This window comes from Leifsonia sp. HAY1-4F, assembly GCF_056755275.1.
The window spans coordinates 1-23,884 of sequence record NZ_JBNDHX010000059.1; the positions used below are offsets into that span (position 1 = coordinate 1).

The window sequence follows — 23,884 nt, forward strand, 5'->3', positions numbered from 1 at the left end:
GGTCGGGGTCACGGGGCGATGACGTCGGCTATCACAAGGGTGGCTTTGAGAACGCGCGAGGCGGTTTCTCGGATGATGTCGAGGTCTTCTATGGCCCACCCGATACTTCTATGTCTGTCAAGCGGGGATGAAGGCGACGGCAAGGAGCGCGTTGAAGCAATCGATAGATGCGCCGACCGAGGACCGTTCCGCCTTCGCGATGATTAGGGTTCTGCTATGAGTGAGGATCTGCGAAATGCGCGCCTGCAGAGAGAGGTCGTTTCGGCGGAACTTTATGCGGCCGAGCACGCGAAGGATGTTCTCGAAGTCTGCGCCAATGTTGACGGCAATGATTCGGCGCTCACGGCTGCACTGATGGCGGCCTTCAACTTCACTGAAACCCAAGCGAGCGTGGTCCAAAGCATGCAGGTTAGACGGTTCACGCCGCTCGGTGTCGCACGGATCCGATCCCACCAAGCGGAGCTAGACGGTCTGCTTGGCAACACGGCCTAACGGCAAGCCCATCCGAGGGCACCTCCACCCAATTGGTGTCTGTCAAGCTACCACCGAGGCGGTGGAGTGGGACTGTCCGTTTAACGGTGTGTGGGGTCCGGCCTGATCCGAGAGGAGACGGCCGTGACTGACACGACCGAAGTATTCGACGACGCGATGATTGACCCTGTGACGGGAGAGATCATCGATCAGAAGGAGCTCGCGGAGCGGTTGCTCGCGCAGGCCAAGGAGCAGGGCGTGAGCCTGGTCGGCCCTGGCGGCCTGTTGAACCAGCTCACGCGCAGTGTCCTGGAGACCGCGCTGGAAGCCGAGTTGACCGAGCACCTGGGGCACGAACACGGCGGAGTGCCGGTGGCCGCGAACATGCGGAACGGGACGCGGACGAAGACCGTGTTGACCGAGATCGGCCCGGTCGAGATCGAGGTCCCCAGGGACCGCGACGGGTCGTTCGAGCCGGTGATTGTCCCGAAGCGGAAACGCCGCCTGGACGGGATCGATCAGATCGTGCTCTCGCTCTCCGCTCGGGGGTTGACCACGGGTGAGATCGCCGCGCACTTCGAAGAGGTCTATGGGGCAAAGGTCTCCAAGGACACGATCAGTCGGATCACGGAGAAGGTCGCCGGCGAGCTGGCCGAATGGGCTTCTCGCCCGTTGGATGCGCTCTATCCGGTGATCTTCGTGGACGCGATCGTGGTCAAGGTCCGCGACGGGCAGGTGCGCAACACCCCGTTCTACGTGGTCATGGGCGTCACCACCGCCGGTGAACGGGAGATCCTGGGCATCTGGGCCGGCGACAGGGCAGAGGGAGCCCGGTTCTGGCTGCAGGTATTCAGCGAGCTCAAGAACCGCGGCGTCGAGGACGTCCTGATCGCTGTTTGCGACGGGCTGAAAGGGCTGCCGGAGGCGATCACGACGACCTGGGAGCACACGGTCGTGCAGCAGTGCGTGGTGCATCTGATCCGCAACTCGTTCCGGTATGCCGGCCGCCAGCACCGCGACGCGATCGTGAAGGCGCTCAAACCGGTCTATACGGCCCCGTCCGAGGCTGCGGCGAAGGACCGCTTCGAGGAGTTCGCGGCCGAGTGGGGCGGCCGCTATCCAGCGATCGTGAAGCTCTGGGAATCCGCCTGGGCCGAGTTCGTGCCCTTCCTCGAATACGACCTCGAAATCCGCCGTGTGATCTGCACCACCAACGCGATCGAGTCGATCAACGCCCGCTACCGGCGCGCCGTCAGAGCTCGTGGCCACTTCCCCAACGAGGCCGCAGCGCTCAAATGCCTCTACCTGGTCACCCGGTCACTTGACCCGACCGGCGGTGGCAGGGCACGCTGGGTGATCAGGTGGAAGCCCGCCCTCAACGCGTTCGCGATCACCTTCGCGGGCCGGTTCGAGAGAACCACTCACTGATGAAACCGCCGGACCCCACACACCGTTAAACGGACAGTCCCAAAGAACGTCCTCGACCGTCGAGCCTGGGCCACCTGTGAGCAGGAGCACTGCGCCCGGGACGGGAAGCCGCAGAGTTGTTGGTTCGGTGGTGGGGCGAAGGAGCCAACGGATCGATGGGCCGCCCCTTGTGATACGGCATAACGGTCAGACACCGCGGTCGTGGGTGATACCGTCGCAGACGTCGCCGTTCTCGTCCGTCACGATCAATCCCGTGTGTGAGCGGGCGGAATCGGTTAGTCGGTGCAGCCAGTCCTGGTTGAAGATCGCTGGCTCTGGGCTGTCGAACCGCAAGCGCAACGGTACTGCGTTGTTCAGCCAGATAGTGTTCCGGCTGCTTTTATTACCGTGGGATTCCCGCCACGACATCGCAAACGACTCGTGACGCCGAAGCTTCCTGACGATGACGACTTCCAGGTGTGCCAGCACGCGGTCGTCGAACGACACTAACGCAGAGCCGTCATACGCCAGGTAACCCATCGGGTCCCACCTCCTGCGCTCACCGTACCGGCATGGCCGCTCCCGGCATAGAAGCAGCGGAGAACCGTGGGCGGTTCATGATGACACCTGTTCTGGGTGGCCTAGATGTTCTCCCGCGAAGACCTTCGGAACGATGTGGTTACCACACTCATATCGTTTCCACGGAGGTTTTCATGACTCATGCTAACGCTCCGTGCACTTCCAAGGGCAGGACGCCTTAACCGGTTGATCGTCGATAAGGGTAGCCGCTACGTCGGGCGGCCGAGCGGTTTCGCCGGCGACCGGGTCGCGGTGGGCTCGTCGTTACCGGGCCGGTCTGCCGTTGAAGGACCGCAGTTCGCGATCACACCGGCAACCATCGCGTCCGTCGCATCGAGAACTGCCTGGGCGATATCGTGCGGAAGGGGCTCTGACGGCGGGTACTACTTTGCGGCAGGGATAGACGCGGGCTGGCTGGCAGCTGCGTGGATCTTGTCGGCCGCTGTGCGGAGGGCGTCCTCAACAGCGTCAGTGACGGTGTTGACCTTGTCTTCGACGGCGTCGACGACGTGGTCGGTGACCTTGCTGGTATTTTCGGCAGCGTGTTTGATGTTTTGCCCTGCAGTCATGATGACCTTCCCTGATTGCCGTTCGCGGGTGAGGTGAACGGACGCGGATCGGCCGAAGCGCCTGGCAACTGCTGGGCGCAGCATCGATGGCGGTCCGTGTGCGCTCACGGTACGTCGGCCAGATGTGTACGCACACATCTGGTGGGGGTAGGTGCGCGCGCGGCGTAGTTGGTCAGCTAATACTTGCTACGTTGACCCGGAGTTTCCGTGGGGGCCTCCGCGTCGACACCGGGCTTATGGGTTGCGACCGGCCTCGGAATCTGGGGCTCAGTGGATCGACGTCATCACCCGGGCATCCTTGGATTGAGCCAACGCTCGGCAGCTGCTGAATGGTGTCCTGCGTCAATCGACCCTCAGGTGGCTGGTATGACCTCTGGCCGGTGGCCCATTCTGCGAGACGCTCGGTTAGCTTGCTCACGTCTGTAGCGTACGCCGCTACCGCCCTGGCTCCGCAAGGCAGGCAAGCCAATCTGCGAGCGCCTCCCCACGGCGAGGGAGCCGCTCGCAGGCGGGGCGCCATCAGGATGCGCAAGTGGACGCGTTTCAGAGAGGGATCCTCTACAGGGTGAGCACCGAGGGAAGCCGCAACCTCCCGACTTCATCCACAGGAACAAGGCCGTCATGACCGAGGTCGAGCGCCTGGAAGCCAACAACGGGTAACCGGGGGCCGTTAGGCTCCCTCAGGGGCCGTTGCGACTAACCTGTGGGCCGTCCTGAAAAACCGCCCGCCAGAGAGGACTGCACAATGAGCGCGGCGCTGCAGTCGGTCGAGCTTGCCGAGCCCACATGCCGTATGAAGACAGGACAAGTCAGATGAGCCAGACGGGGACGCTCCTCGTGAGCTTTCTCCTTCCCCTTATTGTGATCTTCGTCGTGACGGCCGTGGTATCCCGAAGCGTAAGCAACGCGCCAACCACCCAGACGTGGAAAGCAACGAAGGACGGGGTGGCGTTCGTCGTCTCTCTGCGGCGTTGGCAGCGCGTGCTGATCCGTACCTTCGGTACTGTCTGTCTCGCGCTCGGCTCTCTGGTCTTCCTCTCGGCGCTCACCGTTGGCGGCGAGTTGGCGATGGGGATCGCGCGCATCTGCTTGGTTGTCGGGGGCATGCTCTTCCTGTGGTTGGCGCACGGGATGGCCCGGCTGAGACTGGAAGTCACACCGGACACGGTCTGGGCCTTCCGCATGGCCGGAGCGCCGCGACAGGTTCCGCTGAGCAGCATCACCGAGCTTGCCCCGCTGCATTCGAACAACTACGGGGGTGTTGTCGCCCGATCTGCCACGGCGAAGTTGTTCTACGTGACCCGGATTATGCTCGGGTACGCGCAACTGATCGATTACTTCCGCACCCACCGCCCAGACCTCACCATCCCGGACGTTTCGTTGCCCATGTGACTCCACCCAATGGCACACTGAACGGGGTAAAGGAGAGTTAGCCCGCCCGTTGTTCGTTGGTGGCCCGGTCATGTTGACGTACTCCGACCAGGTGCACTCGGCGGGCATGCATCGCGTCGAAGGGGAAGTAGGCGCCGATTCAGCTCGAATCGGACGCGGACGATGCCCGAGACTGCGGCGGCCAGGATCTCGGCCTGGGCGCCCACCGTCGCGCCGTCTGCCGGCCGTGCCGAGTCGATGGGGGAAGCTGAGATCGCTGGATGAGGCTGGGTCCAGAGGCGGTCGTCGTCGAGCCAGGCGCGCCTGGGTAGTGAGATTGCGCCGGCCCAGCCTGCCTCCTGCCACTGGGCATCCTCGCGTCCTCACGTTCCCTCCCGTTCGACCGACGCGGCATAAAAGTTGTGCCCGTCATCGATCCTGCGTGGAACCGGGGCAGCGTCGACCCGGAAACCACCTCGTACACATCGAACCGATTCAGACGGTCGTGGCGGACACAATCGGAGCCGGCGACAGCTATATGTCAGTCCACGGCTCGTGGTTGCGGGACATCATCCCCACACAATGTCCGCAGGAGAGCTATGCGAGGTGGGCAAATTCGCGGCACAGCCTCCGACGGCCTCGGAAATGGCCGCGCATGTGGTGGCGGGCGTAATCGCGCCACCATACGCTCATTTCAGCCCGCGCGAGTTGTCTCCAGACGGCGAGATCTCGTGGCGGCTAGCGAGCGCGGTTGGCCAGGTTCACTGGAAGTTCCGTACGCGCGTGATCGTGCAAGCGTCTGCTGCCTACGTCCGCGATCGCTTGCCGATCTCGGTCGACGTGGAGCCCTTGGCCGGCGATCGATGTGCCTTCGAGCCGGGCTCGGACTACCCGGGCATGCTTGCGCTCTACCTCGGCATGATCGACGCCGACTTCGAAGTTGTGGACTCGCCCGAGCTGGTGGAGTCACTCGCCAAGATCCTGGGCCGTTATCAACGCGCGGTTGACGCCAGTGTGACTTCTTCCGCGGCCGCTCAGTCGGACAAGGCGACTTCGATGAGGTAGACGTGACCATCTCGCAGGTGGGCCGCCCTGTGTCGGAGGAATCGGGCGGCGATCTGATGGTCAGAAACGAACGTGACCGCGCGGTTGTGCTTGCGTGATTCATTGTGCAGAGGCGTTCGCGGACATCGCCACCATCGGAGTCCTGCGCAAGCGTTCGGTGCGCGAATCGCGCGCCGTCGCGGCGTCGTCCTCTGAGTGTCCCGCGCTGCGGTCGCGGACGAAGTTCAGCGAGCGGAGTCGGAGAGGAATGGCGTGCATGGAGGCGTAGCCCGATTCTGCGGCCGCGACGGCGAACGACCGGGGGAGAGGGGTCGGCTGAGATGTGTGCGAGTGGGCCGGGCCTCCGCGATGCGGTTCGCAGTGCGTGCGCTTGTATGACCTGGAGTGGGGTTTGGAAGCTTTGTCCCCGCGAGTAACGGAGGGAAGGCATCAAAATGAAACGGGGTTATCGGTGTGATCAGGAGCAGCTCGACGCCGGCTAGGTGTGCGAGGACGACGAGTTCGGATTCTCCGGCGGCTAGGACGCGAGCGACATTCTTTTGAAAGATGAGAGCCATGCTCGCCGTCACCGAGAATGTGTTGCCGTTGTGATGCAAGACAACAACACGTTCATCGGGCCTAGCGAGGTCCGGTGCGGCATTGGCTGGTCTTCTCGTGAACGCCCGTAGCACGGGCTGCCGGCCGACGTCGCGTGCAGTAACCGAGCTTGAAGTGGCCGGGGCAAACTGGTGGAGAATTTCGGGTGTTCCCGGCGTGGCGCGAAGCCGGAGCCGCCGCAATCGCACATCGGCGGCGGCTGTCGTTGTAGGACCGACTCTTCGTATCGCGGGCTTCCCGCTTGGCATCATCTTCGGACGGTACGCCGCTCACATGTGTGCAGGCTCAGGCCGCAGAAGTTGTGCGTAGGATCTGCGGTCAGGGGTGTTGCGGCACGGGTTCTTTATGGTGGGCGAGGCGGAACACGCCGAGTACAGCCACCGTACCCGCGAGGACGAAGACGATCCCGGCCCACCAGGGTGCGGCGCTGGCTTCGCCGAGCACGATGATTCCGATCGTGACACCGACCATGGGATCGATGACTGTGAGGCCCGCGACGACGAGGTCGGGTGATCCGCTCGAGTATGCGGTTTGTACAAGGTAGGAGCCGGAGAGGGCCGCGACAATGATCCCCACCAGCGCAAGGATCGTCAGGCCGTCGCCGGGCACAAGTCTGAAGCCGTGCATGACGATGGTCTGGACTCGGTCGATGACGACTTTTGCCAGTGTTGCAACGAAGCCGAAGAGAATACCGCCGGCGATGATGTAGTAGACCGTCGGCGACCGTTTGCGGAAGAGGATGAATCCGGCGCTGAGGAGGGCGATCACGCAGCCCAGGATGATCAGCACGGTGAGCAACTGCTCAGGCTGAATCGGCACGGAGGTGGTCGTGAACGCGGCAACACCGACGAAGACGCCGATACCGCCGACGCAGAGGAGGATTGCGCGGATCCCGCTCACATCGAGACGGGTTTTGGACTCTCGCGCGTTCAGGAGCGCTGTGATGACCAGGGCGAGCGCCCCCAAGGGCTGCACGACCGTCAGCGGGGCAAGAAGGAGGCTGACAAGTTGGAAGACGATCGCAACCCCCAGCATGAACGTACCGACGAGCCAGGACGGGCGGCGCAGGAGCGCCAGCAGCTGGCCGAATCCCAGTCCTGTTTTGGCGTCGTCCTTGCTGGCGGCATCGACTTTGGCCACCCCGCGGTGTTGGAACTGTGCCCCAAACGCTAGAAACACCGACCCGACCAGGGCGACGGGGATGCCCAGCACCTGAAGCGGCGACAACGAGACCAATCCGCCGACCATGCCGCCAACGTACCCGCGCCCCAGCACCGCCGCCAGCATCGACCAGCACGAGGATCCCCACCGGGACTTGACCAAAGGGGGTGTGGCTGAGCTCTCGGATTCGCCTTCTGGCTTCGAGTCTCCGTACGCCGTGGCGGAGCGCAGAGCATGCAAGAGTCTCACCTTCGCGGTACGCCTTACTCTGGACGTGTGACCGTTGACCGCGCCGTGACCGCACCGGAGCGGCGTGCCTCGGTGGTGTTCAACCCGAGCAAGGTTGATCCGTCCTCGCTTCGCTCCGCCGTCCTCTCGCAGGAATCGGCCGGTGGCTGGGCGAGCTCGGAATGGTTCGAGACGAGCCCGCTCGATGATGGTCGCAGGGCCGTTCAGGCCGCCGCAGCGGCAGGTCCGGCTCTGGTCGTCGTGGCTGGCGGAGATGGCACGCTTCGGGCCGCTGCTGAGGTGTTGGCAGGGACGGGTGTCCCGATAGGGTTGATCCCTTCAGGCACTGGCAACCTGTTCGCCCGGGAGCTGGGCCTGCCTCTGAGCGATCTGCACACAGCGGTCGCTGTTGCTTTCAATGGCCAGGATCGTCCGGTGGATCTGGGGGTAGCGGTCCTCGAAAGGCCCGATGGCGTCCGGGTCCAGCGCGCGTTTCTGGTCATGGCCGGCATCGGGTTGGATGCGCGCATGGCAGCGGACACGAACCCGCGACTGAAGAAGCGGATCGGATGGTTGGCGTATTCGGATCCGATTGCTCGCAGCATCCTCGGCAACCAGCAGTTTGACCTGGTCTACTCTCTGGACGACCGGCCTGAAGTACATACGCGAGCGCACACGGTCATCGTGGGAAACTCGGGCAGCCTCACCGCCGGGCTGCTCCTGCTCCCCGCTGCGGTCGTCGACGATGGGCTCTTGGATGCCGTCATCCTGAGGCCAGGAGGCGGGGCGGGGTGGACGAACATCGGATATCGGCTGACCTTTAACCGTGCCCTGCACAGAACAGGACTCGGCCGGTTCGTCGGGCGGCTGACGCCTGAACCGCGAGCGATCCGCTATGCGCAGGCCCGGAAGCTGTGGGCCCGGTTTCCCGAGCCCCAGCAGATACAGCTCGACGGTGACTCCAATGGGCTCGTGGCGGCTGTGACCCTGACCATCCAACCCCACGCCCTCACACTGCACGTGGCTGGAAGGTGAGGCGCGAACCGGACGGCCCCGCTCCTCGCGCTTGCGCAAACGAAGGGGTCGCCCGTGGGGCGGCGCTATGAACGGGCCAGTCTGCCGTGGAGGCGGTCAGGACGCGACCCTCTGCGGGGGAGAGATCACCCTCCGTGCCGGTCCTGGGTGAGCGAGCGGTCGCACCAAGGGTTCGGACATTCTGCTCTGCTACTCTTTCAGCAATCGGCACTGCGCCGAGTTCAGGGAAGACGCCTCGTTGACCGAATGGATCTGAGAGATCCGGCCACGATCCCGTCGCCTCCTCTGCGTCAATCAGAGGAGCGCCATGTCTTTGTCCGTGAAAGCCGTCGTCTACTGCGAGGGCATGTTTGGGCAGCTCGACGGCAAAACAGCTAATGGGCTGGTCCGTCATTCCGAGAAATACGACATCCTCAGCATCATCGACAGCACCAACGCCGGCGCAGACGCCGGCATCGTTTTGGGCGGTGTGGCCAATGGCATCCCGGTCCTGGCGAGCCTGGAAGAGTCGATCCGACAAGCCGGCTTCGTGCCCGATACGCTGATTCTCGGGATGGCGCCAACCGACGGCCTGCTCACCGATGGCCAGCGTGGAGCACTGCTCAACGGTGTCGACCGGGGCATGAATCTTGTCAGCGGATTGCACGAGTTTCTCAATGACGACGCGGAGTTCGTCGCGGCCGCCCTGGTGTCCGGTGCAACCATAACGGATGTGCGCCGGCCGAAAGAGATCAACCAACTTCGACTTTTCAGCGGCCGTGTCTTCGATGTCACGTGCCCGCGTATCGCCGTGTTGGGAACGGATGGGTCTGTGGGCAAGCGCACCACGGCCATACTGCTCACCCAGGCGCTGAACGAGCGTGGAATCCGCGCTGTCATGGTCGGCACCGGGCAGACGGCTCTGATTCAGGGCGCCCAGTATGCGGTCGCGTTGGACGCCACCATTCCCCAGTTCTGCTCGGGTGAGGTCGAGGCGCAGGTCGTTGCGGCGTTCGAGATAGAGGACCCCGATGTGATCATCGTTGAGGGTCAGGGGGCTCTGAGTCATCCCGCGTACCTCAGCTCCGGCGCGATCCTGCGCGGGAGCCGGCCGGAGGGCGTGGTGCTGCAGCACGCTCCGGGGCGCACGATGCTGGGCGACTTTCCGATGATGCCCATGCCCACCGCCGCCAGCGAGATTGCTTTGATCGAGGCGTTCAGCGAAACCAGGGTGATCGGCGTAACGATCAATCACGAAAACATGACGGATGCCGAGGTGGGCGACGCCATCGATGCGTACACGTCGGAGTTGGGGCTACCAGCAACGGATCCGCTGACACACCCATTGGATGAGTTGGTGGACATGGTCCTGCTCGCATTCCCTGGGCTGGCGCTTAGGGGGAGGGCAGCCGTGGGAGTCGTCGGCGCGGCACGCCTGCCCGCCTCCAACGGCCGCGCTGCCCGGGACCGGCTCAACCGGAAAGGCGGCCGCGCGAGCATTGCCCATGGAAGCTTGGCAACGGCTGTGGCGACCGTGGAGAGCACCGACGGTGTTGTAGCGAGGCATGGGGCGTAGGTAGGCGCGCTCCATACTCCATCGATGTTCCATTGCCTGCCCCCTACCGGCTGATTTCAGGGCTGGCGACTGTTCATGAGACAGCCGCCGTGCCCGGCGGGGGCCGCACTCAGGGCACGGGAGACACAGCTCGTGCCCCGAAGATGAACTCCGGTCGCTGCCGCATCCGCGCGGCAATCGCCCTCTGGACTACGCCGTTCGTCCGATAGGACGAAGGAGGCGAACGAGTATGGCCCGGATGCTGCAGTGAAAGTCAGACGGACTTTTTCTTGCGTGCACTGCGGCGTACGAATCCGAAGATCAAAGTTCCGACAAAAAGGATGAGGCCGATGATTGCCAGCCACAACAGGCCTTTGATCGCGAACCCAACGACGGCCAGAACTGCCCATACGACCAAGAGGATCACAATCGCCGTCAACATGGTGTTCACCTTACTCGTGAACCGACTGGAGAACGATGGGTCAGGCGATCGCAGCCATGGCAATGCTCCATTCGTAACTGGGCGCCCCCGTCCGTCGTTGGTGCAGAGTGTGGCTGTGGATACCCGGGACCCGCCTTGATGGCCTGCCGTACGCGCGTATCGTAAGGAGAAACGGCGGCCCAGACCCCGACGCCACGAGGATTGATTGGGGCTGCCATGCCTGACGTCTCTGCGAGCCGGTCGACGTCGCCACTGCCGTCGCGCAATGAGTACACGGCCCTCGCCGTCATCATCCGGGATGCCGGCCTGCTCCGTCGCCGCTACGGGTACTACTGGACCAAACTGATCCTGGTACCGCTGCTCACTGCTGCATTGGGGTTCGCGTTCGTGGTGATCGGCGACAGCTGGTGGCAGATGTTCACTGCCGCCCTGTTCGCCTTCCTTTTCACCCAGATCGCCTTTTTGGGTCATGACGCCGCGCACCGGCAGATCTTCCGCTCCGGCCGGTGGAACGACTGGGTCAGCCTGATCGTGGGTGACCTGTTCGTCGGGATGAGCTATGGCTGGTGGCAGCACAAACACACCCGGCATCATGCCAACCCGAACCAGGAAGGCGCCGACCCGGACATCGACCTGCCTGTGATCGCGATTACGCCCCAGCAAGCGGCCGATCGTCCTGTCGCGTTGCGCTGGCTCATCGGTCATCAGGGCTGGTTCTTCTTCCCGATCCTGTTGCTGGAAGGGGTGTCGTTGCACGCCTCGAGTGTGCGCCGGGTCCTTGCACGCGATCCGGTCAAGCGCCGACCGGTGGAGATCGCCTTCTTGGCGGTCCGCATCGTCGGCTACCTCACCTTGGTGTTGCTGGTGCTGACCCCGGGCAAGGCGGCGGTGTTCCTGGCGGTGCAACTGGGCCTCTTCGGCTTCTACATGGGGATGTCCTTCGCACCGAACCATAAAGGGATGCCGCTCGTGCCGCATGGGATCAAGCTCGACTTCTTACGCCGGCAGGTGCTGATGAGCCGGAACATCCGCGGCAACCGAGTCTTGGACTTCATGATGGGCGGCCTGAATTACCAGATCGAACATCATCTGTTCCCGTCGATGCCCAGGCCGCACCTTCGGCGTGCCGCGCCGACCATCCGCGCGTACTGCGAAGATCACGGCGTGCGGTATACCGAAACCGGTTTACTGCGCTCGTACGCCATCGTCACTGAGCACATCAATCGGGCGGGTTGGGGGGACAAGGACCCGTTCAGCTGCCCTCTCCTGGAATTGCGTCAAACATCGAATATTCCGGCTCGATCCTCGGGCACCAAACCGAATCGGTCCAACGGCGATCCGCGGCCAGGCTCCGCGACAGCATCCGCTCCGGGCTCCTGAAACGCTCGCGCGACAGCCGTCACATCACGTACCCGACCCTCGGCGATCACCTCGGGCGCACTGCGGCGCCAGAAAGAGCGTCTCATGATACGGCTCTTGCCCGGGTGAGGGACAGGAGAATTGCATCCTCTGGTGGTGGTGAATCAGGTGATGGTGACGGGTGTGCCGAGCGGCAGTAGCGCGGCGAGCTCGGTGATGTCCGGGTTCGCGAGGCGGATGCACCCATGACTGGCGGCATGACCGATGCTCCCGGCGTCCTCCGTGCCGTGCGGTCCGATCTGCCCCGGGCCGCCGCCGAAACTGGTGAGGACGTCCGAGAACGCGGAGCGACCGAATGCGTAGGGGCCATCGCCGCTGTTGGTCGGCTCCAGCAGTTCCGTGATGTAGAAGGATCCGTGCGGTGTGGGAGTCCCGCCTGTACCGGTCGCGGCAGCGTACGTCTTTATCAGGTTCCCGTTCTTGTACACGGATACGGTGTTCTGCTCTGTGGACGCCTGCAAGCTGTAGACCAGGCTGTGCAGGGTGACCGCGTCCGACCTGACCCAGCCGGTGCTGCCGTTGGGTCGCTGGGCCAGGTAGACCTGGAGCCGGGCTCTGTGTGTCGCGGCGACGAGGAACGTCAGTGGCGCCCCCGAGGGGCCGGGGTTGGTCAGAGTCCCGCCACCGCGCCGTCGGGTGCCGCATAGACGTCGACCTTGGCTTCCAGGACCGTTGCCGATGACCCTATGAGCGCCGCCGGAGTCGCGGCGGGAGAATGAGCAGCGGGCGTCGACCGCAGCTGCGGGATGCCGCCCGCGGTCGAGTGCCCGGCGAGCGGCGTCGGAGCCGTCAGCCTTGGCGCGCATCCGACGAGTGCCGAGCCGATCAGAAGCGCCGAAACGCCGATCAGAGCAGTAACAACGGAACGACGTGGCATGCGCTGAGCTTCCGATCGGCCGCGGGCAAGGTCAGCCAGTGAAGTGCGCGATGATCTTTACCGGGGTCGCAGGCGGCGCGACGGGCGCGGGAGCGGTGGCGACAGGGTCGGCGGTGACCTGGAAGGAGAGGGGTTGAGCGACCACGCTCCACGAATCGGCCCCTGCGCTCAGGCCGTAGGTTCCCGGGGCGGCGAAGCCGGTTCCAGCGGTGGGCATGTAGTGGACGGTGACGACCCCGGACACTCCGACGACCTGGTCGGGACCGGCCGGATCGCCCATCGCTGATGTGTAGATACCGAATGAGACTGTCGAGCCGGGCGTGAACCCGGAGAAGGTTGCCGTGACGCCTCGACTGAGGTAATCGGACAGCGTGATGGTCGACGGGCTCACGGACGAGGTCGCCTTCGCGACCACATCGATCACCGTCGAAGCTGACGGCGAGGTAGTGCCGGTGACCGTGATCGTGTGGGCGCCTAGGGCTGCACTGGTGGGGATCACTGCGACTCCGGCGTACTGGCCTTGCGCGTCGGCGGTCTCGGACGCGGACCCGTAGGTGGGTAGCGGTGTCGCATCAAGCGTGAAAGACAGCGCCTCGCCCGCGACGAACCCGCTGGCTGTAAGCGTCACCTGACCGTTCGTTGAGACCTTCGCCGCGCTCGAGAAGAGTGACGTGAGCGGCGCAGCGTCGGCTCCAGCGGGAGCCACGATGGCCAGCCCGATAGCGAACAGTCCTGCCCAGGCGAACATCGCCGCCCGCCGTGGTCTCGGACGTCCGGGGATCGCGAGGGTGGGTGAGTTTGATGACACAGGTGTCCCCCTTAGGGTCGGTGGTCGATACGACACGTGCACACCAGGCGAGGCGGGGCGCGGCTCCGTTGCGGGCAGCTATGAGATACCGCCCGCTAGCGAGCATAGGCGCTGGCAGTTCCTGGACCACCTGCTGCTGAGATTTATTCCAGAAAATCCCCATATTGGGGGTACGGGGGTCTCCCCATGCGGCGCTGCGTCGCGGTGAACGTCCCGGTTGTGTGCCGCTTCTATCGGGCGTCATCTCCGGTTGGGATGGCGTGTTCGGACCAGCGTAGGAGCTGGCCTCGAACGCGTCGGGCCGAACCGAACGCATGTCTCGAATACTACAAACCACACGGCATGCCAACCGTGACGATGCTCCTATGGAGTCAGGTTGCCGTTGCGGAGCCAGTTTTCGTAGGTAGTGAGGAAGCCGGCGTCGTGGACGTGCCCGTTCTCGGTGAGGGAGATTTGAGCGGGGCTGACGCCGAGGGCGGCGGCGTGGACCTGGAGGAGCCCGCGTTCCTGGCGAGTGGGCGCAGGCTGCGATGGCCGACGGCGGGGACTGGGTGGGTGATCAGTTGGAAGAATTCGCAGGCGATCGCGCGTTTGAGGCAGCGAAGGATCTTCTTGGTTCCCTTGCCTTCGTGTTGCTTGCGGGGCGGCGTAGTCGCGGGCGCTGGTCGCAGAGAGCCGGGCTAGTGCGATCTGGTTCAGGGCTGCGCTTGCGTCTCGGTCGCTGCCGCGGTTGAGGCGATGTCGGGTGGTCTTTGCCGCTGGAGGCGGGGATGGGGCTAGGGTCGCAGAGCGCGCCGAAGGACGCCTCGGATTTGAATCGATCGCTGTTTTCGCCGGCGGTTATCACGAGTTGCGCGGCGGTGTTGGTGCCGATGCCGCGGCGCTGGGTTGACCGCTGCGACGAGCTGGGCGAGTTCGGTCTCCAGGAAGGCGATCTCGCCGGTGAATCTGCTGTGACGTCGCGCCACCGACTTCAACGACGCGACCACCGTCCGGCCTAGCGTGTTCGCTTCCCGTGCCGGCTGCGCCCGTGCCAAGGCGGGGAAGAGGGCGATGTCGTCGAGAGCGCGGTAGCGGGCGCGGATGTTCTCGGGCGCAGCGGCGGCTCCTGCTGCCGCACACAGCACCCCGTCTCGGGTCAGGGCCTTGCCAAGCTGTGGAAGGTCGCCGGCCGCCCGTCATAGCAAAATGGTGCCTTCCCGGGAGCGTGGAGGGGCCGTATCGTCGGACTTGCAGCGAGCATGAGGGGCCGGTTACCGAAAGGAAGCCGGCCCCTCATGGCGCCCTGTGGCGATCTTCTGGCTTATGGTGCAGCATCGGCGCCCCGTAGTGACTCCACGTCGTGAGCGCCTGGCCTGGCTGGGATCGTCGTAAATCTTATCGTCGCGAGCCGCGGCCGCAGGCGGGGACTGGCAGACATGCTCGCCTCTCAGCTGATGATGAGCGACTCAGCTCTCTTGGCGGACTTTGTCGGCATGGACAATGGAAGCGGCGGGCATTTTCCCAGGGTGCGGCAACGTCGTGCGCGCATTCGTGACCCGCGACGTCGTAGGTGGTGGTGTTGCCGGATTCACGGCCGGTCGGGTTGGGATCTGCGGCGGGCGCACCTGGGTCGAGCTGGTACGGGCCGATGGTGTCGGGCGGCTGATAGGCGATGATCACCAGGTTTCCTCTCTGGGATCGGTTGTCGGTCGGGAAGGGCCGGCCATCCGGCGCGACCATCCGGTGGTTGTCACGGGTCAGCTGATGTTTTCCGTTTCGGGGTCCTCGTGTTCGGGGTCGAGGATTTCCGCGATCTGGTGGGCGGCGTGCAGTACGCGGGTTGCGGTGGCTTTGATCAGGTCGGTATCTGCGTCTGACCATCCGGCGATGTAGCCGACGCTGTAGGCGCTGGTGTCGAATCCGATCAGACCGGCGACGACGTATGCGACGGATTCGGCTTCGGTCTCTATCCGGCCGCGGTGCTCGAGGTATTCGGCGAGGTCGTCGGTGTGGCCCAGGATCACGTGTGCGGTCTCGTGGATCAGGGTTTTGGCTCTGTGCTCGGGGCTGAGGTCGGCGTCGATGACGACGGCCATTTGTTCCGGGTCGCTGTACCCGTTCTTCGTGCCCGGGATCGGGCGGAATTGGACGGTCCAGCCCTCTTCGACGAGGTAGGTGGAGAGGGCGTCGATGATGCCGAAATCGTCGGTGCCGGTGAGTTGTGCGGTGAGGGTTCCGGGATCCTCCGCGCCGTCGATGAGGTCGGTCTGTCCGATGTCGAACACGGCGAGGATGGGGAAGCGGGCGACGCGCTTTTCTACCTCGTCGCCGTTCTCGTCCTCCTGGGTGATCTTCTTGGTGCTGTAGCCGAAGATCCGAATGGCCTTCTCGCCCTTGCGGACCTGACGGCCGAGCGCTTGCCACGTGCGGAATCCGGCGACCTGGGAGGCCGCAGGGCTCTGGGACAGGATCAGCAGGAGGTTGTTCAGGGAGTAGGTGTGGAACGCTTTCGCGAAGTCAAAGAACGCCGTCCACCGGCCGGTGTCGTGCAGCTGCTCCACCTGGTCGCTGATCGAGTTGTGGAGGGCTTCGGCCTGAGCCTTCTTCTCTTCGATGGTCTTGCCGGGTCGGCGCGTCTTGGTCATGGCTCTCTCCCTGGGTGAACAACTGTTTTTTGTGCCTTCCGGCGAGAGAGATCGGTAGAGAGTGGGAGCGCCGCAGCGTCGGGTCGTGGAATACCGGAGGGAGCGCAGCGAGTGAGGATATGCCGCGAAAGCCCGGGGCGTAGGCGCGGAGCGAACTACGATGACCGGCCGGAAAGGTCACTAAAGACGTCCGGGATGCTGTGCCGCAAAGCGGCTCCGTTTGCAAGAGCGACGCTGGCGGCTGCAGCAAGCTCGTCCGTGACCGAACACACTAGGCCGTGTTGATCGAGGGCTTTCGGCTTCGTGCGGGTGAGTCTTCAACGGTGCCCGACAGGAGATCTCTGACGAGGTGTGGGCCGTGATGGAGCCGTTGATGCCGACGGTGTCCGGTCGCTCGCGGCCGTGGACGGATCACCGACTCGCCGTCGAGGGCATGGCCTGGAAGTACCGTACCGGGGCGCCATGGCGGGACGTGCCCGAGCGGTTTGGGAAATGGAACTCGATCTACACGCGGTTCAATCGGTGGGCCGAGGACGGCACCTGGGAGAAGCTGCTCGCGGAGGTGCAGAAGCAAGCCGATGCAGCCGGGAAGATCGACTGGGTCGTCTCGATCGACTCTACGATCGCGCGTGTGCGTCAGCACGGCGTGACCGTTGCCCGGGAGACAGGAGGCTCTGCCGTATCACAAGAATCCGTGGTTCGAGCCGCCTGATCATGGCATCGGCCGATCCCGCGGCGGGCTCACGACCAGGCTGGCACCTGGTCTGCGATGATCGCGGCTGTCGTTGGGGATGATGGTCACCAGCGGGAACATAAACGACACCACGATGATGACCGCCGCGCTCGAGGACATCCGTGTTCCCCGCGCCGGGAGGGGCAGGCCCCGTACCTGTCCCGACCGGGTGCTCGCTGACAAGGGCTACCCGCCAAAGGCGAACCGGGCTTGGCTCCGTCAGCGCCGCATCGCCGCGACCATCCCCGAGCGAGACGACCAGATCGCGCACCGTCGCAGGAAGCCCGGTCGGCCGACCGACTTCAGCGACGAGCAGCAGGAGCGGTACAAGGGCCGCAATGTTGTCGAACGGTGCTTCAACAAGCTCAAGCAGTGGCGCGGGGATCGCTATGCGCTCCGACAAGCTCGACCGCAGCTACCGCGCCGCCGTCAGCCTCGCCGCCACACTGATCTGGATCAAGAGCAGCTTGTAGCCCTTGGCGGGGGTTGAGACGTCAGTGCTGGCGCCGAGTTGGCGGTGGGCGAGCCCGTGCGTGTCAGCCGTTGCGGGGTTTCCGTCCCGTCAGGGCCCCGTCACCCGGCGACAACCATGCTCAGCGCTCTCAACTTAGCCGCACGTTGATCGTCGCGACAGACCATGAACTGTACGGCGACGTGCTGCGTCCGCAGCTGCTCGACGATCGTTCGGCCCACACCCCGCTGGCTCCGGGGAGTGGCCGGTTCGGCGCCACGAAAAGAAGGCCCTCCGCGCGCACACGCAATGCCCTCAGGGACGAGCCGCCCACGTGGTCGGATGAGTTCAGCTGTGGTCGTGATCGTGCTCGGTCCGGGCCGCCGCGTACTTCTCGCGGACGTCGTCCATGTCGAGCGCCTGGACCTGCTCGATCAGGGACTCGAGAGCTGGCCCGGCAGCGCCCCGGGCTGACCGAAGACGGGGATGCCGTCGCGGTAAACCACGAGGGTCGGAATCGAGGAGATCCCGTATTCGGCGGCAAGCTGCTGCTGGGCCTCCGTGTCGACCTTCGCGAAGGTTATTTCCGGGTGGGTCTCGCTGGAGCGCTCGAAAACCGGCGCGAACTGATGGCACGGGCCACACCAATCCGCCCAGAAGTCGATGAGGACGATGCCGTTCTTCACGGTCTCGTCGTGGATCTCGCGGGTGAGTTCAATAGTTGCCATTGTTTTAGCTCCATCTGGTTGGGGCAGTTGTCGTGGGAGGACGGGTTCAGGTGCGCGCGGGCGTGGTCTGCAGGAACAGGTCCAGCAGCGCCAGCAACGTCTCGGGAGCGTCCTCGGTCGGGAAGTGGCCGGCGGCCGGGATCTCGACCACGGGTGCTTCGGGGTAGCTGAGCTTGAACGCCGGGATCACGTACTCGGGCAGCAGCGCGGTGTCACGCATCCCGACCGCCAGCATCGTCGGCACGGCTCGCAGCGAGGCGACGGCTTCCATGGGCGGCGGGCCGGGCTGCGGGCCTTGCGGGCCTTCTAAGACCTGCCGGGGAAACGCGATGACTCCGCGAGACTCCGCCGGCGTCGGGAAGGGACTGGAGTACGCGCGGATCCAGGTCGGCGTGGCGATCTCCGGCCGGGCGACATGCTGCAGGTCGATCATCAGCTGGGCGATGGTGTGGCCCGCGTTTCCGAGGATCTGCTCGAACGAGCCGTCCGCGAGCGCCGACCTCGCCCACCGGAACCACCGGCTTTCTGCGCCGTTTGCGGTCATCAGATCCTCGATGCCCGCGGCGAGGGGCAGCACGGTGTTCACCGCGAAGATCCGCGAGATCCGGTCGGGGTGACGCAGCGCGAACCCGGTGCCGATGGGGCCGCCCCAGTCACGCAGCACCAGGGTGATGTCCGTAAGGTCGAGGGTGTCGACGAGCAGCGATTCGAGATTGAGGATGTGTTCGCTCGCGTCGTAGGTGCGGTTCTGCGGTGTCTCGCTCTTACCGAAGCCCATGTGGTCGGGAACGATCACGCGATGGTGACGTGACAGTGGCCCGATCAGGTGGCGCCACTCGTAGCCCCACGTGGGCTCGCCGTGCAGCATGACGATCGTCTGATCGGGCCGTTCGGGGCCCTCGTCGACGTAGTGCTGGCGGAAGCCGGCCGCTTCGTTGAATCGGGCGGGATAGGGCCACGTGCCGTCGAACGTCTCTTCAGCGGCGATCACAGGGTCTCACCCGTTCCAGCCAGGTGCAGGGCGGCGTCGGTGTCCGCGATGGCCAGCGCCCTGTTGATGTCGGCGCCGGCGAGGGCGCCGGCCGCGGCGGAGGCCCCCACCTGGGCGACCAGATCGGTGACGTTGCCGGCCGCCCACACCCCGGGTACCTCGGTGGCGCCGGCCTTGCCGGAGGCGAAACTTCGGCCCTTGTTCGGCAGATCCTGCACCGGCAGGCCCAGACCTTCCAGGCCCTGGGATCGGATCTGCAGTTGCCCGAGGACCGCGAGGACGCGGCGGGCCACGACCTGGCCGTCGGCTAGGCGTACCCCGGTGAGGGCACCGTCCTCGTCGTCGACGACCTCGGTGACCGGGGTGTCGATGATGCGGATGCCGCGGGCGGCGAAGCGAATGCGACTGTCCTCGTCCAGGTCGGTGCCGTGGGTGAAGTAGGTCAGGTCCTGGGTCAGCTGACGGTACAGAAACGCGTGGTCGATCGAGACCGGGCCGGTGGCGAGGATGCCGATGGGCTCGTCGCGCACCTCCCAGCCGTGGCAGTACGGGCAGTGCACCACGCTGTGCCCCCAGTGCTCGGCGAGCCCGGGCACCTCCGGCAACACATCCGTGAGGCCGGTGGCCACCAGGATGCGGCGGGCTGTGATGCTGCGGCCGTCGGCCAGGGTGACGGTGAACCGCAGGTCTCCCTCCGCGGACGGGGCGGCAGGTTCGGCCGCGACCACCTCGCCGTAGACGACCCGTCCACCGTACTGGCGCACCTCCTCCCAGCCTCGTCGCAGGATCTCGGATGGCGGGGTGCCGTCCAGAGCGAGGAGGCCGTGCACGGCCTCAGCGGGGGCGTTGCGCGGGGAACCGCTATCGATCACGACGACCGAGCGGCGGGAGCGGGCGAGGATCAGCGCACCGTTTAGTCCCGCGGCGCCACCGCCGATCACCACCGCATCGACGGTCCCCTCGGCCAGTTCGTCGCTCGCGTACTGCGTCGTCTTCACAGCCATGTCCTTCTGCCTTTCCTTGACAGTCATTGTTTGGTCGATTCTTCGAGTTCTAGATGGTCGGAGCGCGGTCTCGGCCATGAGCATCCATTTGATCCGCCGACGTGGCCCAGGCCGTGATCCGTTCCGCGATCGCTTCGGGGGCCTCGATGTGCAGGAAGTGACCGACGCCGGGGACGACCTCTCGCGCGTACTCGGCGGTGAACCGATGCCGGTCCTCCCGCGGGGGGAGGAAGCAGCCGTCGTCGGCACCGTACAGCTGTAGCAGGGGCACCGCGATCGGCTGCGACAGTCGGCGCGCCGCCCCGAGCATGTCGGGTCGCAGCATCTCCCGGTAGTACTTCAAGGGCGCGGGCATGCTTGCCCGCAGGTCCTCGTGCAGCTTCGCCCGCAGGGCCGGATCAAGCGAGAGGCCGGGCGACCACTGGCGCCAGAGCCGGTCGATGAAGGCCAGATCGCGAGCGGTGGCGATCACGCCGCTTCCCGGCAGTTGAAACAGCCCCATGTACCAGCTCCGGCGGAGCTGAGCCAGGCGCGACCGGGTCAGGAACGTGAGCGGGTGCGGAATGGCGAGCGTGACCGCGCGTTCGATCCGTTCCGGCGCGGTGACGCTGGTGTGGTAGGTGATCGCGCCGCCCCAGTCGTGGCCGATCAAGTCCACGGTTCCCCGGGGAGACCAGCGGTCGATCAGCGCGAGCACGTCGCCGGTGAGGGAGGCGAGGTCGAACGGCCCTGCGGTCGGGGACGGCGCGTAACCGCGAAGCCAGGGCGCCAGGACGTGACGGCCGCGGCGGCCGAGCTCGGCAAGGAACGGCATCGCGGTCGGTGGATGATCCGGGAAGCCGTGCAAGACCAGCGTCGGTCGGCCATCGGGATCACCACCCCGCAGCGCGTGAAAGGTGCCGTGCGGCAGGTCGAAGGTGACGCGTTCGAACTCCATGTGCGTCAGCCGGCCAGTCGGTTGAGCTTGCGGATCTGGCTGTCGAAGGCGCGCGCCGGCACGATCCGGCGAAGGAGGCTGACGCGTCCGGCCATCGAGCCGGCGGTGTACCGGAGCTTCGGCTTCGCGTCGGTGGCGGCCGCGACGATCACCTTCGCGACTACCTCCGGGTCGTCGGCGTTGCGCACGGCCGTGGCCAGGACGTCCCGGGCGACCTCGCGCTGTGCGGCGTAGACCGGCAGCGGCGAGTCCGGCGGCAAGCTGCTCGCCTCGAAACTCGTGCTTGTGTAGGCCGGCTCGACCAGCAGCATCCGGACGCCGTGCTCGCGAAGCTCATGGTCGACTGACTCTGCGTAGCCCTCGACCGCATGCTTGGTGGCGGCGTAGACGGCCATGAAGGGGGCGGGGATCAGGCCGAGTACCGAGGCGACGTTGACCACGCGGCCGCCGCCCCGGGCGCGCATGTGGGGCAGTACTGCATTGGTCATCCGCATCAGACCGAAGACGTTGATGTCGAAGACTCCCTTGGCCTGGTCGATCGAGCTCTCCTCACCTGCGCCGACCGCGCCCACGCCTGCGTTGTTGACCAGGACGTCGATCCGGCCGAACCGCTCGGTCACCACCTCGATCAGGGAGCGGACCGACTCGTCGCTGCTCACGTCTAGATCAAGGAACGTCACCCCAGCGAGCGGCTCGGCCTTCGCCGCGTTGCGACTCGTGCCGACTACCCTGAAACCGGCAGCCGCCAGAGCGAGCGCGGTCGCCCTGCCGATCCCGGAGGAGGCACCCGTCACGATCGCGACGGAAGAAGTTGTCTGCATGGTGATTCCTTCGGTTGTGGGCACGTCTTCGTCGTGCGCGATGCGGGTCGCCGGATGGTTGTGTACTGAACTGTCGGAAATCTAGCGAGTTCTGTACTGAGTTGTCAACTATGGCTCATCGGCGTTACCGTGGTTGTATGGCCAGACCACCAAGCTTCGACCGCGACCACGTTCTGCATGCTGCCGAGCGGCAGTTCCGCGCCTCGGGCTACAATGGCACGAGCGTCGATGACATCAGCGCCGCCACCGGCCTGGGCCGCGGCAGCCTCTACGCCGCGTTCGACGGCAAGCACGGCGTGCTGCTGGAGGCGATGACCGGCTACTACGCCCGACTGAGCAAGGAGCCACGGAAGTTGCTCGCCGGACCAGACGAGAGTGCCCTGGACCGACTGCACCAGTACTTACTCCGCGCCGTCCACGGCGTGCCACTCGCCGCCGACGTACTCCCCGCCTCCGATCGGGCGGGGGCGGCCTGCTTCGCCGCCAAGATGGCCTTGGAGGTCGGCGCCTCCGACTCCGAGGTGAAACGCCTCGCCAAGGAGTGCTTCTCCGTAGTCCGGACGGCGGTGGCCGAGTGTGTGCGAGCGGCGCAGCGTTACGGCGACATCGACCCCGATGCGGATCCTGACGACCTCGCGTACCTCCTGCTGACCATCATCCGCGGGACCGATGTTGTCGGCGCGTATGGCCACAGTCCCGCCCGTCTAACCGCTATCGCCGAAAGCGCGTTCACACTGCTCCCCCGCCCGCACCACCGCTGAGAAGCCACAAGAAACTCCTCGTCACGGAAGTTCAATATCTCAAGCGGCAGATCAGTGTGGCGGCGAGGCTGACGGCGGCGCGGTAGCTGCGGTGGAGCTTGTCGGAGCGCATCGCCTTCCTTGAGTACTGATCCCCAGACAAACTTGGGGCGCACTGGTTGGTGTTGCCGGGTGCTGCTGTGGAGCCGCCTGCGGCGGCGCTGCGCTTTCCCGTTTTGTTTGTCTTTCCGCCGGCCGATCGTAGCTCGTTCCCGCGGCTTCCGTGCCGGGCTTTCGCGGCATATCCTCACTCGCTGCGCTCCCTCCGGTATTCCACGGTCCCGGCACTGCCGCCCCTTCCACTCGCAATCGATCTCTCCGCCGGAAGGCAAACAAGAACGATCGACGTAGGGAGTGATCATCATGCGGGTATTCATCATCGACACCAGAAACCTGGGCCCGGAACTGCAGGGCGGGATGGTCGGGGTGGCAGGATCAGCCCAACCCAGCGCGGCGGAGAAGAAGGAGTGTGTGGAGACGGTCAGTCAGTACGCGGTGGATGGGTGGGCGATCGCAGCTGATCCGCGAACGCCGATCGGCCGGCTGGCAGCGCTGACTGCGGAAGCGGCGTGCGTGCCGTTCATCGCCTTCGACCGGGTCACCCAGCACAGCAGCCGCCCGGCAGTCACGCCGCCGCCGAAGGCGCTGAGATCGCGGGTACGTGACGTGCTCTGATTGCGCCCCGACAAGAGGAGGGCGAGTCCCGCCCCAGGCGGAACTCGCCCTTCTCTCCCGGGCTAGTTGTTCTTCCCCGTGAGGTTGTGAACGCGGGCTGCTGGGACGAGGCCGCCGATGCCGGTGTGGGGTCGGTGGTGATTGTAGTCATGGAGTCACGCGGCATAAGTCTCTGACCGGGCTTTTTCGCTGCGGTAGGTGGTCGCGTATGCCCATTCGGTGGTGAGGGTGCGGTTGAAGCGTTCGACTTTGCCGTTGGTCTGGGGTCGGTAAGGGCGGGTCCAGCGATGCTGGATCGGGCTGAGAGCGGCCGCGAAGTCGCGGGAGCGATAGCAGGAGCCGTTGTCGGTCATCACCGCTGTGACGGTGATCCCAGCCTGGGCAAAGAATGCTTCGGCTCGTCGCCAGAATCCTGCTGCGGTTTCCTTGCGCTCGTCTTCTAGTTGTTCGGAGTAGGCCAGGCGGGACCCGGCCGCACTTCGTTCGCTTGACTCCGCTTCCGCTGCCCGGTTATCACCTGGACCGAGGTGGGGTGAGGTGATGTGCTGCAGCAG

The 23,884-nt window shown here is 65.2% G+C and carries 21 protein-coding genes and 4 pseudogenes; 11 read left to right on the plus strand and 14 right to left on the minus strand.

Going from position 1 to position 23,884, the window contains the following annotated elements; translation table 11 throughout:
* The first annotated feature begins 216 nt into the window (after positions 1 to 216).
* The gene (locus tag ACPYOG_RS12155) at positions 217 to 492 is read left to right on the plus strand and encodes a hypothetical protein (RefSeq protein WP_481294466.1); all 276 of its coding nucleotides are present in this window, start codon (positions 217 to 219) and stop codon (positions 490 to 492) included.
* Positions 493 to 648: 156 nt separating this feature from the next.
* Positions 649 to 1,899, plus strand: coding sequence for an IS256 family transposase (locus tag ACPYOG_RS12160; protein WP_481294485.1), 1,251 nt, complete (start codon positions 649 to 651; stop codon positions 1,897 to 1,899).
* Between the two features lie 186 nt (positions 1,900 to 2,085).
* Here ACPYOG_RS12160 and ACPYOG_RS12165 read toward each other — a convergent pair whose 3' ends face one another.
* Positions 2,086 to 2,418 (minus strand): DUF7882 family protein, encoded by a 333-nt coding sequence (locus ACPYOG_RS12165; protein WP_481294467.1) that lies wholly within the window; start codon positions 2,416 to 2,418, stop codon positions 2,086 to 2,088.
* Positions 2,419 to 2,591: 173 nt separating this feature from the next.
* On the opposite strand from ACPYOG_RS12165, the pseudogene ACPYOG_RS12170 reads away from it, so the two are divergent.
* A pseudogene (locus tag ACPYOG_RS12170) lies at positions 2,592 to 2,794 on the plus strand (IS481 family transposase); the annotation flags it as partial.
* A gap of 46 nt (positions 2,795 to 2,840) precedes the next feature.
* Here the strand turns inward: ACPYOG_RS12170 and ACPYOG_RS12175 are convergent.
* Positions 2,841 to 3,026 carry a hypothetical protein gene (locus tag ACPYOG_RS12175; protein ID WP_481294468.1) on the minus strand — a complete coding sequence of 62 codons (186 nt, stop codon included), beginning with the start codon at positions 3,024 to 3,026 and terminating at the stop codon, positions 2,841 to 2,843.
* 813 nt (positions 3,027 to 3,839) lie between these two features.
* Here ACPYOG_RS12175 and ACPYOG_RS12180 point away from each other — a divergent pair.
* The gene (locus ACPYOG_RS12180; protein ID WP_481294469.1) at positions 3,840 to 4,418 is read left to right on the plus strand and encodes a hypothetical protein; all 579 of its coding nucleotides are present in this window, start codon (positions 3,840 to 3,842) and stop codon (positions 4,416 to 4,418) included.
* A 585-nt stretch (positions 4,419 to 5,003) separates the two neighbouring features.
* Positions 5,004 to 5,462: a WYL domain-containing transcriptional factor gene (locus ACPYOG_RS12185; protein WP_481294470.1), complete on the plus strand. Its 459-nt coding sequence runs from the start codon at positions 5,004 to 5,006 to the stop codon at positions 5,460 to 5,462.
* Positions 5,463 to 6,377: 915 nt separating this feature from the next.
* Here the strand turns inward: ACPYOG_RS12185 and ACPYOG_RS12190 are convergent.
* A complete protein-coding gene (locus ACPYOG_RS12190) occupies positions 6,378 to 7,346 on the minus strand; it encodes a DMT family transporter (RefSeq protein ID WP_481294471.1) in 969 nt (322 codons plus the stop codon).
* A 150-nt stretch (positions 7,347 to 7,496) separates the two neighbouring features.
* Between ACPYOG_RS12190 and ACPYOG_RS12195 the strand changes: the two genes are divergently transcribed.
* Both ACPYOG_RS12195 and ACPYOG_RS12200 read left to right on the plus strand, forming a co-directional pair.
* Positions 7,497 to 8,483, plus strand: coding sequence for a diacylglycerol/lipid kinase family protein (locus ACPYOG_RS12195; RefSeq protein WP_481294472.1), 987 nt, complete (start codon positions 7,497 to 7,499; stop codon positions 8,481 to 8,483).
* Positions 8,484 to 8,790: 307 nt separating this feature from the next.
* Positions 8,791 to 10,038: an N-acetyltransferase DgcN family protein gene (locus tag ACPYOG_RS12200; RefSeq protein WP_481294473.1), complete on the plus strand. Its 1,248-nt coding sequence runs from the start codon at positions 8,791 to 8,793 to the stop codon at positions 10,036 to 10,038.
* Between the two features lie 253 nt (positions 10,039 to 10,291).
* Here ACPYOG_RS12200 and ACPYOG_RS12205 read toward each other — a convergent pair whose 3' ends face one another.
* Positions 10,292 to 10,459, minus strand: coding sequence for a hypothetical protein (locus ACPYOG_RS12205; protein WP_481294474.1), 168 nt, complete (start codon positions 10,457 to 10,459; stop codon positions 10,292 to 10,294).
* Between the two features lie 216 nt (positions 10,460 to 10,675).
* Between ACPYOG_RS12205 and ACPYOG_RS12210 the strand changes: the two genes are divergently transcribed.
* On the plus strand, positions 10,676 to 11,839 hold the full coding sequence (locus ACPYOG_RS12210) for a fatty acid desaturase family protein (protein WP_481294475.1): 1,164 nt from the start codon (positions 10,676 to 10,678) through the stop codon (positions 11,837 to 11,839).
* Between the two features lie 143 nt (positions 11,840 to 11,982).
* Here the strand turns inward: ACPYOG_RS12210 and ACPYOG_RS12215 are convergent, their stop codons facing one another.
* The 4 genes from ACPYOG_RS12215 to ACPYOG_RS12230 form a co-directional block, all read right to left on the minus strand.
* Complete coding sequence (locus tag ACPYOG_RS12215) at positions 11,983 to 12,684, minus strand: L,D-transpeptidase (RefSeq protein ID WP_481294476.1); 702 nt, start codon at positions 12,682 to 12,684, stop codon at positions 11,983 to 11,985.
* A 102-nt stretch (positions 12,685 to 12,786) separates the two neighbouring features.
* The gene (locus tag ACPYOG_RS12220) at positions 12,787 to 13,503 is read right to left on the minus strand and encodes a hypothetical protein (RefSeq protein WP_481294477.1); all 717 of its coding nucleotides are present in this window, start codon (positions 13,501 to 13,503) and stop codon (positions 12,787 to 12,789) included.
* Positions 13,504 to 14,122: 619 nt separating this feature from the next.
* Positions 14,123 to 14,437 (minus strand): transposase, encoded by a 315-nt coding sequence (locus tag ACPYOG_RS12225; protein WP_481294486.1) that lies wholly within the window; start codon positions 14,435 to 14,437, stop codon positions 14,123 to 14,125.
* Positions 14,438 to 15,302: 865 nt separating this feature from the next.
* Positions 15,303 to 16,190 (minus strand): ArdC-like ssDNA-binding domain-containing protein, encoded by an 888-nt coding sequence (locus ACPYOG_RS12230; RefSeq protein ID WP_481294478.1) that lies wholly within the window; start codon positions 16,188 to 16,190, stop codon positions 15,303 to 15,305.
* 361 nt (positions 16,191 to 16,551) lie between these two features.
* Here ACPYOG_RS12230 and ACPYOG_RS12235 point away from each other — a divergent pair.
* Positions 16,552 to 17,396 (plus strand): annotated as a pseudogene (locus tag ACPYOG_RS12235) (IS5 family transposase).
* 326 nt (positions 17,397 to 17,722) lie between these two features.
* Here ACPYOG_RS12235 and trxA read toward each other — a convergent pair.
* The 5 genes and pseudogenes from trxA to ACPYOG_RS12260 all read right to left on the minus strand — a co-directional run bounded on the left by trxA (position 17,723) and on the right by ACPYOG_RS12260 (position 21,855).
* Positions 17,723 to 18,102, minus strand: a pseudogene (trxA, locus tag ACPYOG_RS12240) (thioredoxin).
* Positions 18,103 to 18,148: 46 nt separating this feature from the next.
* Positions 18,149 to 19,093 carry an alpha/beta fold hydrolase gene (locus ACPYOG_RS12245; RefSeq protein ID WP_481294479.1) on the minus strand — a complete coding sequence of 315 codons (945 nt, stop codon included), beginning with the start codon at positions 19,091 to 19,093 and terminating at the stop codon, positions 18,149 to 18,151.
* The gene (locus ACPYOG_RS12250) at positions 19,090 to 20,091 is read right to left on the minus strand and encodes an NAD(P)/FAD-dependent oxidoreductase (protein ID WP_481294480.1); all 1,002 of its coding nucleotides are present in this window, start codon (positions 20,089 to 20,091) and stop codon (positions 19,090 to 19,092) included. The genes ACPYOG_RS12245 and ACPYOG_RS12250 overlap by 4 nt, the downstream gene beginning before the upstream one ends.
* A 55-nt stretch (positions 20,092 to 20,146) precedes the next feature.
* Positions 20,147 to 21,034: an alpha/beta fold hydrolase gene (locus ACPYOG_RS12255; RefSeq protein ID WP_481294481.1), complete on the minus strand. Its 888-nt coding sequence runs from the start codon at positions 21,032 to 21,034 to the stop codon at positions 20,147 to 20,149.
* Positions 21,035 to 21,039: 5 nt separating this feature from the next.
* Complete coding sequence (locus tag ACPYOG_RS12260; RefSeq protein WP_481294482.1) at positions 21,040 to 21,855, minus strand: oxidoreductase; 816 nt, start codon at positions 21,853 to 21,855, stop codon at positions 21,040 to 21,042.
* A 137-nt stretch (positions 21,856 to 21,992) separates the two neighbouring features.
* On the opposite strand from ACPYOG_RS12260, the gene ACPYOG_RS12265 reads away from it, so the two are divergent.
* Positions 21,993 to 22,616 carry a TetR/AcrR family transcriptional regulator gene (locus ACPYOG_RS12265; RefSeq protein ID WP_481294483.1) on the plus strand — a complete coding sequence of 208 codons (624 nt, stop codon included), beginning with the start codon at positions 21,993 to 21,995 and terminating at the stop codon, positions 22,614 to 22,616.
* Between the two features lie 393 nt (positions 22,617 to 23,009).
* On the plus strand, positions 23,010 to 23,330 hold the full coding sequence (locus tag ACPYOG_RS12270) for a hypothetical protein (RefSeq protein WP_481294484.1): 321 nt from the start codon (positions 23,010 to 23,012) through the stop codon (positions 23,328 to 23,330).
* Between the two features lie 62 nt (positions 23,331 to 23,392).
* On the opposite strand, the pseudogene ACPYOG_RS12275 reads toward ACPYOG_RS12270, so the two are convergent.
* Positions 23,393 to 23,797 (minus strand): annotated as a pseudogene (locus ACPYOG_RS12275) (integrase core domain-containing protein); the annotation flags it as partial.
* Between the last annotated feature and the right edge of the window lie 87 nt (positions 23,798 to 23,884).